This window comes from Methylobacterium sp. WL6, from assembly GCF_008040095.1.
In the GTDB taxonomy this organism is placed as follows: domain Bacteria; phylum Pseudomonadota; class Alphaproteobacteria; order Rhizobiales; family Beijerinckiaceae; genus Methylobacterium.
Genome location: NZ_VRVH01000227.1, coordinates 1 through 7457, shown reverse-complemented (window position 1 = coordinate 7457; position 7457 = coordinate 1). Strand labels below are relative to the sequence as shown.

The window sequence follows — 7457 nt, the reverse complement described above, 5'->3', positions numbered from 1 at the left end:
AGCGCGGGCGGCCGGGCGGCGCGGCCGCCGCGTCCACCGCGATCACCTCGAGGAAGGTCGCCGGGCCGAGGCGCAGCAGATGGTTGCGGGTCGCCAGCTCGCGGTGGCGCCCGCCCTCGGGCATGTCGACACCGAGGCCGTCGCGGACATGAGCCACGCCCGCGGCGAGATCCGGTGCGACGATGACAAGGTGGTCGAGGGTGAGCATGGATCGATCCGCCGATTCGAACGATCAGGGTCCCAAAGCGACCGGCAACGCATTCCGAGGGGGCGTGATTGACCGTGACGACGATCGATCCCCCCTGATCATAGAACCACAAACCGGGGGATTCCAAAGGGATCATCCCTTTGGCGGGGGGCTCGGGGCCGAGCCCCGAGGATCATGCAGGGCCCTCGCCTGCACCCGCGAAAGATCTCGGGCCTTTCGAAACCCGGACGGGTCCGGGGAAGGATCCGTTCTTCACCGTCGGACGATCACCATGCTTCCATGGCACGCTTCAGGCCTCCGGCGACCTGCCGTGACTTCTACCGCATCCCTGTCATCGACAGCCTTCGCCGGTTCCGAGCTGCCCTGCCGGCTTCCGAGGCGGGCGTTACAATCTGTCCCGCACCCGTTTGAGAAAACCTCTCAGCTCGGCGCCGTCGTGAAACACGATATCGGCGGACGAGGACCACCACAGTTTCCTCAAGTCTTCATCGAAAAATTCGTCTGCGGTGATCGAGCTGAGAAGTTCCCTCAGTCTTGCGCGTTTTTCCGCATCCTTGAAAGGCGATAAGACAGTACGGATCATTTCCTCTTCGCTCGACACGTCGTCGAGAAGATCTTGATAGAATTGCAGGCTGAAATCCCAAAATTCCGCAGATAGCTTCATTTCGGCTGCCTCTGCAGGGGGAAATGCGGCCCGGATAAGAAATCCGATCGGGGAAGTCGGGTCATGTCTCGAATCGACGCTGACACCACGTTTATTGCGCAGATAAACAGCGCTCTCATATGTGTGATTTGCGAATTTTAACTATGCAATCATCGAGATGCAGCAACTCCAGCCTTCTTTAAATGGAAACACAAAATCTGCAATCGATGGCGGATCGTGCGGGATATGGAGATTTCATAGGAGGGATCGCGAATCGCAAGGATAAATTCGGGCCAGATATCAGAGCCGATCTCGCGCTCTTCTCAACAACTCACGCAGCCCAGCGCTATCACGAAACACGGTGTCTGCGGACGACGACCACCAGATTTCTTGCAGCTCCCTATCGTCTACATGATCCCGCGTTATCTCATCGAGATACGAACGCAGGCGCGCACGTTGTTGCGGATTTGAGGATGGGGACAAGACCGAATCGATTAATTCCGCTTCTGTTTCAACGTCGTCCAATATGCCCGAATAAAATTGGCGTGAGAATTTTTCGAATTCCCGTGGCAGCTGCATGTCGATCCCCGTCACTCCGTGGATATGCGGCTCGGACGCAAAAGCCACGCGCCGAATTCAGGTCATGGATCAAGTAAAAACCAGCGCTGCGATTATATTTGATATACAAGCTACCTTAATTGCAGCAGCTCGGCATCCGAGGCGTCGTCGCGTGTGATCCCGTCGAGGAAGTCCTGCAGGCGGATCCGCTCCTGGCCGGTGAACGGATCGAGCACGATGTCACAGACCTCGTCTTCCGTCTTCCCGGTCGTGTCGAGATCCTGGTAGAAACCCAGGCCGAGCCGATGGAATTCCGACGTGGGTTCGAGGCGCGGCTTCGCCATGGCGTCTTCCCTCTTCCCTCTTCCCTCTGCGGCGTCCGGACCCGATCCCTCGGATTCTCTGGTCAGAGCCGGTCGCGGGCGCCGGCCAGGAAGGCGCGGAGATCCTGCACGGTGGGGAAGTAGATGTCGGCGTCCGTCTCATTCCACAGCCGTTCCAACGTCGCGTCGGACGCCTCGCGGACGGCCCGGTCGATGAACTGCCGCAGGCGGACGCGTTCCTCGCCACGAAAACGTCTGAGACCGAAATCGTACATCTCCTCGAGCGTCGGCGCGATGCGATCGATGTCCTGGATGTACCAGCGGGCAAAGGTCAGGAATTCCGGGGCGGCCTGCATGTCGATCTCAGTCGTCGCGCGGATAGGCGGTATGGATGCGGTACCCGCGGGGACTGCCCGGATCGTGAACGATGAACATTCCGACACCGTAGGTCGTGCGCAGATACGGCTCGAGCTGCCCCGCCGTGTAGGCTTCCCGCCCGGTTCTCTATCCGAAGCGGGATGTCATGAAGGCATCGTCCCTTCTACCGGTTGCGACGTCATCGACCTCCGCAGCATTCTGCTCCAGTGTCCGATTGACAAAGTCGTTCGCAGTCTCCACCGACTCGAACGAGCCATCGCGCTTCAGGCCGTAACTGATGACCGGGAACGTCCTTCTGCTGGCCAGGACGCGACCCATCATCTCCGCATCCGTCTTGCCGACATGCTCGCGAAGCGTATGCCCGCCGCGCGCCTCTTCCTCGGAGAGCAAGACCCTGTACCGGCGGTCGGCATCGTCCGAGACGTGAACGATCCGCGCATCGTCGGCGGAATCATGCCCGTCGCCCGTATCGCCATCCGTCCATTGGCCCCCGTTCGGGTTCCCGGCCGGCACGCGGGGTTGGTCGGCGTGATACGCACGCAGCGACAGGCGCAACCGCAGGAAGGCGACCTCCACGCGGTACGCGGCGATCAGCCATCTCGCCCGCAAAAGGCCCGTCGCGCCTGACGCCATGGACCGCACCCCTCGGATCTTCCTATATTCCTATATAGGAAGATAGTCAGAAAAGCGAGGCTTTCATCGCGGTTCTCAAACGCGAAGCGCCGGAGCCTCGAGGAGGCTCCGGCGCTTCGTCGTGGGCGATGGGAGCGGGCGTCGAGCCCGCCCCGGCCTCAGAGCGAGTAGTACATCGTGAACTCGACCGGGTGCGGGGTCATCTCGTAGCGCATGACCTCCTCCATCTTCAGGGCGATGAACGAATCGATCTGGTCGTCGGTGAAGACGTCGCCGGCCTTGAGGAAGGCGCGGTCGCGGTCGAGGTTCTGCAGCGCCTCGCGCAACGAGCCGCAGACGGTGGGGATCTTCTTCAGCTCGCGCGGGGGCAGGTCGTAGAGATCCTTGTCCATGGCCGCGCCCGGATCGATCTTGTTGAGGATGCCGTCGAGCCCGGCCATCAGCAGCGCCGAGAAGGCGAGGTAGGGGTTGGCCATCGGATCGGGGAAGCGGACCTCGACGCGCTTGGCCTTCGGGCTCTTCGTCCACGGGATGCGGCAGGAGGCCGAGCGGTTGCGCGCCGAGTAGGCGAGCAGCACCGGGGCCTCGTAGCCCGGCACCAGGCGCTTGTAGGAGTTGGTCGACGGGTTGGTGAAGGCGTTCAGCGCCTTGGCGTGCTTGATGATGCCGCCGATGTACCACAGGCATTCCTGGGAGAGGCCGGCATACTTGTCGCCGGCGAAGATCGGCTTGCCGTCCTTCCAGATCGACTGGTGCACGTGCATGCCCGAGCCGTTGTCGCCGAAGACGGGCTTCGGCATGAAGGTCGCGGTCTTGCCGAAGCTCTGCGCCACGTTGTGGATGCAGTACTTGTAGATCTGCATGTGGTCGGCGAGCAGCGTCAGCGTGTCGAACTTCATGCCGAGCTCGTGCTGGGCGCTGGCGACCTCGTGGTGGTGCTTCTCCACCTTCACGCCCATGCCCTGCATCGCGGCCAGCATCTCGCCGCGCATGTCCTGGGCCGAATCCTGCGGCGGCACCGGGAAGTAGCCGCCCTTGGTGGCGACGCGGTGGCCGAGGTTGCCGCCCTCGTAGTCGGTGAAGCCGTTGGTGGGCAGCTCGGTCGAATCGAGCTGGAAGCCGGTGTGGTACGGGTCGGCGCCGAACTTCACGTCGTCGAAGACGAAGAACTCGGCCTCCGGGCCGACGTAGATCGTGTCGCCGATGCCGGTGGACTTGAGATAGGCCTCGGCGAGCTTGGCGGTGCCGCGCGGGTCGCGCGGGTAGGGCGCGCCGGTCGAGGGCTCGAGCACGTCGCAGACGATGACCATGGTGGCCGCCGAGAAGAACGGGTCCATCGTGGCGGTCGCCGGGTCCGGCATCAGCAGCATGTCGGATTCGTTGATCGCCTTCCAGCCGGCGATCGACGAGCCGTCGAACATCGTGCCTTCCTCGAAGATCTCGTCGTCCACCAGGCTGACGTCGAAGGTGACGTGCTGCCACTTGCCGCGCGGGTCCGTGAACCGGAAGTCGACATACTTGACGTCGTTGTCCCGGATGGTCTTGAGCACCTCGGCCGCTGTCGTCATCGTGGACGTCCTCCTGACATTCGTGGGCCGCCGCACCGTGCCGTGCGCCGGACGTGGGCTCCATACAGCCCGCGACGCCGTCGTGCCAACCGAAGGGGCCGGGAAATCGTCGTCGCCTCCGACGACGGGCGGTGCCGCCGCATTGCCCGCGCCCGAGCCGCGCGAACCGGCCCCCTCCGAGCCCGACGCTCACGCGGAGTTGACTGCCTCGGCCGCGCGGGGACGGGAACCGCCGGCGGGACGGCGTTTCGCTGGCACGGTCCCTGCTAGCGGGGTCTCGGTCGTCGGAAGCCCCGGAGCGGCTGCCGTTCCCGCTGGCTTTTCATCGTTAACGGACGAGAGACTCGGAATGACGAAATACAAACTCGAGTATTTGTGGCTCGACGGGTACACGCCGGTCCCGAATCTTCGCGGCAAGACCCAGATCAAGGACTTCGACGGCTTCCCGACCCTCGAGCAGCTCCCGCTCTGGGGCTTCGACGGCTCATCGACCCTGCAGGCCGAGGGCGGCTCGTCCGACTGCATGCTCAAGCCCGTGCGCCACTTCCCCGATTCCACGCGCAAGAACGGCGTGCTGGTGATGTGCGAAGTGATGATGCCGGACGGCAAGACCCCGCACCCGTCGAACAAGCGCGCCACCATCCACGATGACCCGGGCGCCTGGTTCGGCTTCGAGCAGGAATACTTCTTCTACAAGGAAGGCCGCCCGCTCGGCTTCCCGTCGACCGGCTACCCCGCGCCGCAGGGCCCGTACTATTGCGGCGCCGGCTACTCGAACGTCGGCCCGATCGCGCGCCAGATCGTCGAGGAGCACCTCGACCTCTGCCTCGACGCCGGCATCAACCACGAGGGCATCAACGCCGAGGTGGCCAAGGGCCAGTGGGAGTTCCAGATCTTCGGCAAGGGCTCCAAGAAGGCCGCCGACGAGATGTGGGTCGCGCGCTACCTGCTGCAGCGCCTGTGCGAGAAGTACGGCATCGACGTCGAGTACCACTGCAAGCCGCTCGGCGACACCGACTGGAACGGCTCGGGCATGCACGCCAACTTCTCGACCACCTACCTCCGCGAGACCGGCGGCAAGGAATACTTCGAGAAGCTGATGGCGGCGTTCAAGGAGAACCTCGACGACCACATCGCCGTCTACGGCCCCGACAACCACATGCGGTTGACCGGCAAGCACGAGACCGCGGCGATCAACCAGTTCTCCTACGGCGTGGCCGACCGCGGCGCCTCGATCCGCGTGCCGCACTCCTTCGTCAACAACGACTACAAGGGCTACCTGGAAGACCGCCGTCCCAACAGCCAGGGGGACCCCTACCAGATCGCCTCGCAGATCCTGAAGACGGTCGAGTCGGTTCCGACCCACTGAGGTCCGGGATTTCGGCCTTACGCGGCGGCGCGGGTCTTCGGATCCGCGCCGTCTTTCGTTCCCCAGGCGCGTGCCGGTCGGAACGCGGACCCCCCTCTCCCGGAGGGGAGAGGAGGCCCTTCGGCGCTTCGCGGAGAGCTCACGCGCCGAAGATCGACCAGCCCATGCGCTTGGTCAGGCTTTCCAGCGCGATCCGGCCGAGATGCGAGTTGCCGGATTCGTCGAGGCCGGGCGACCAGACCGCGATCGAGGCCCGGCCCGGGGCGATCGCCAGGATGCCGCCGCCGACGCCGCTCTTGCCCGGCAGGCCGACCCGGTAGGCGAACTCGCCCGAGCCGTCGTAGTGGCCGCAGGTCAGCATCACCGCGTTGATGCGGCGCGCGCGCTCGGGCGGGATCACCGACAGGCCGGTGGCGGGGTTCCGGCCGGAATGGGCCAGGAAGCGCCCCGCCGTGGCGAGCTGCCGGCACGACATGCTGATCGCGCAATGGTGGAAGTAGACGCCGAGCGTGTAGTCGACCGGGTTCTCGACCACGCCGAAGGACTTCATGTAGTTGGCCAGCGCCACGTTGCGGAAGCCGGTGCGCTTCTCGGACGCCGCCACCGCCTCGTCGATGGCGATGGTCGGGTCGTTGGCGAGCGCCTGCATGAAGCGCAGGATCTCGCCCAGCGCCTCGCGCGGCTGGTGGCCGGACAGGATCACGTCGGTCACCGCGATCGCGCCGGCATTGATGAATGGGTTGCGCGGAACGCCCTGCTCGCGCTCCAGCTGCACGATCGAGTTGAACGGGCTGCCCGAGGGCTCGCGCCCGACGCGCTTCCACAGGGCGTCGCCGACCATGCCGAGCGCGAGCGTCAGGGTGAAGACCTTCGACACGCTCTGGATCGAGAACGGGGTCTCGCTGTCGCCGGCCGCGGCGATGGTGCCGTCGGCATCGATCACGACGAGGCCGAAGGCCTGCGGGTCGACGCGGGCGAGCTCGGGGATGTAGCGCGCGACCGTGCCCCGGTCGGAGCGCTGCCGCATCTCGTAGGCGATCTCCTCGACCACGCTGCGCAGGTGCGGAGCGAGGCTCACGCGCCGCCTCCCGGCGCGGGGCTCAGATCGCGTCCGGCCCGGTCTCGCCGGTGCGGATGCGGATCGCCTCCTCGATGGTCGAGACGAAGATCTTGCCGTCGCCGATGCGGCCGGTCTGGGCCGACTTGCGGATCGCCTCGACGGCGCCCTCGACCAGGGCGTCCGAGAGCACGATCTCGAGCTTCACCTTGGGCAGGAAATCGACGACGTATTCCGCGCCGCGATACAGCTCGGTGTGGCCCTTCTGGCGGCCGAAGCCCTTGGCCTCGATCACGGTGATGCCCTGGAGGCCGACCTCCTGGAGCGCCTCCTTCACCTCGTCGAGCTTGAAGGGCTTGATGATCGCTTCGATCTTCTTCATGCCGGACGGCCCAACCTGCGCTCTATGATGCCGAATTTCTATCACTCCGCCGGTCCGGCCGCCACGCCGTTTTCAACCCGCCCCCGGGGAAACTGCCCATTCTGGTTGCATGAAATGCAAATCGTTTAGGCAATTTTGCTGTGAGGGCCGATTGTTTGGGCATCGGCTGGACCGTGCACGGGCAGCGCAGCTTCGAACGAGACGGAAGTGATGCGATGGACGGCTCACGCCTGATGACGGTCGACGCGATGAGGACCGTCGATGCGACGGCGATCGCCGGGGGCACGCCGGGCATCGCCCTGATGCGGGCGGCCGGCGCCGCGGTGGCGGAGCGGGCG

Annotated in this window: 9 protein-coding genes; 1 reads left to right on the top strand and 8 read right to left on the bottom strand. The window is 64.8% G+C overall.

Annotation, left to right across the window (positions count from 1 at the left end; translation table 11 throughout):
* From FV230_RS21555 to glnA, 6 genes are all read right to left on the bottom strand, one after another.
* A partial coding sequence (locus FV230_RS21555; RefSeq protein WP_147843856.1) for a VOC family protein occupies nucleotides 1-208 on the bottom strand: 208 nt, incomplete at its 3' end.
* A 385-nt stretch (nucleotides 209-593) separates the two neighbouring features.
* Entirely contained in the window at nucleotides 594-872 is a 279-nt protein-coding gene (locus FV230_RS21550; protein WP_147843855.1) for a hypothetical protein, read from the bottom strand.
* Between the two features lie 668 nt (nucleotides 873-1540).
* Entirely contained in the window at nucleotides 1541-1753 is a 213-nt protein-coding gene (locus FV230_RS21540) for a hypothetical protein (protein WP_147843853.1), read from the bottom strand.
* Between the two features lie 62 nt (nucleotides 1754-1815).
* The gene (locus FV230_RS21535; protein ID WP_147727914.1) at nucleotides 1816-2088 is read right to left on the bottom strand and encodes a hypothetical protein; all 273 of its coding nucleotides are present in this window, start codon (nucleotides 2086-2088) and stop codon (nucleotides 1816-1818) included.
* A 148-nt stretch (nucleotides 2089-2236) separates the two neighbouring features.
* Nucleotides 2237-2743 (bottom strand): RNase A-like domain-containing protein, encoded by a 507-nt coding sequence (locus FV230_RS30925; protein ID WP_246694949.1) that lies wholly within the window; start codon nucleotides 2741-2743, stop codon nucleotides 2237-2239.
* A gap of 158 nt (nucleotides 2744-2901) precedes the next feature.
* Nucleotides 2902-4311, bottom strand: coding sequence for a type I glutamate--ammonia ligase (gene glnA / locus FV230_RS21525; protein ID WP_147727913.1), 1410 nt, complete (start codon nucleotides 4309-4311; stop codon nucleotides 2902-2904).
* Between the two features lie 349 nt (nucleotides 4312-4660).
* Here glnA and FV230_RS21520 point away from each other — a divergent pair, with 349 nt between their 5' ends.
* The gene (locus FV230_RS21520; protein WP_147843852.1) at nucleotides 4661-5680 is read left to right on the top strand and encodes a glutamine synthetase beta-grasp domain-containing protein; all 1020 of its coding nucleotides are present in this window, start codon (nucleotides 4661-4663) and stop codon (nucleotides 5678-5680) included.
* A gap of 139 nt (nucleotides 5681-5819) precedes the next feature.
* Here FV230_RS21520 and FV230_RS21515 read toward each other — a convergent pair whose 3' ends face one another.
* Both FV230_RS21515 and FV230_RS21510 read right to left on the bottom strand, forming a co-directional pair.
* The gene (locus tag FV230_RS21515; RefSeq protein ID WP_147727911.1) at nucleotides 5820-6758 is read right to left on the bottom strand and encodes a glutaminase; all 939 of its coding nucleotides are present in this window, start codon (nucleotides 6756-6758) and stop codon (nucleotides 5820-5822) included.
* Between the two features lie 22 nt (nucleotides 6759-6780).
* The gene (locus FV230_RS21510) at nucleotides 6781-7119 is read right to left on the bottom strand and encodes a P-II family nitrogen regulator (RefSeq protein ID WP_147727910.1); all 339 of its coding nucleotides are present in this window, start codon (nucleotides 7117-7119) and stop codon (nucleotides 6781-6783) included.
* Between the last annotated feature and the right edge of the window lie 338 nt (nucleotides 7120-7457).

Coding starts and splice junctions, on each gene's coding strand:
- FV230_RS21535 (WP_147727914.1), bottom strand. CDS start 2,088: ATGCAGGCCGCCCCGGAATTCCTGACCTTTGCCCGCTGGTACATCCAG.
- glnA (WP_147727913.1), bottom strand. CDS start 4,311: ATGACGACAGCGGCCGAGGTGCTCAAGACCATCCGGGACAACGACGTC.
- FV230_RS21550 (WP_147843855.1), bottom strand. CDS start 872: ATGAAGCTATCTGCGGAATTTTGGGATTTCAGCCTGCAATTCTATCAA.
- FV230_RS21510 (WP_147727910.1), bottom strand. CDS start 7,119: ATGAAGAAGATCGAAGCGATCATCAAGCCCTTCAAGCTCGACGAGGTG.
- FV230_RS21520 (WP_147843852.1), top strand. CDS start 4,661: ATGACGAAATACAAACTCGAGTATTTGTGGCTCGACGGGTACACGCCG.
- FV230_RS21540 (WP_147843853.1), bottom strand. CDS start 1,753: ATGGCGAAGCCGCGCCTCGAACCCACGTCGGAATTCCATCGGCTCGGC.
- FV230_RS30925 (WP_246694949.1), bottom strand. CDS start 2,743: ATGGCGTCAGGCGCGACGGGCCTTTTGCGGGCGAGATGGCTGATCGCC.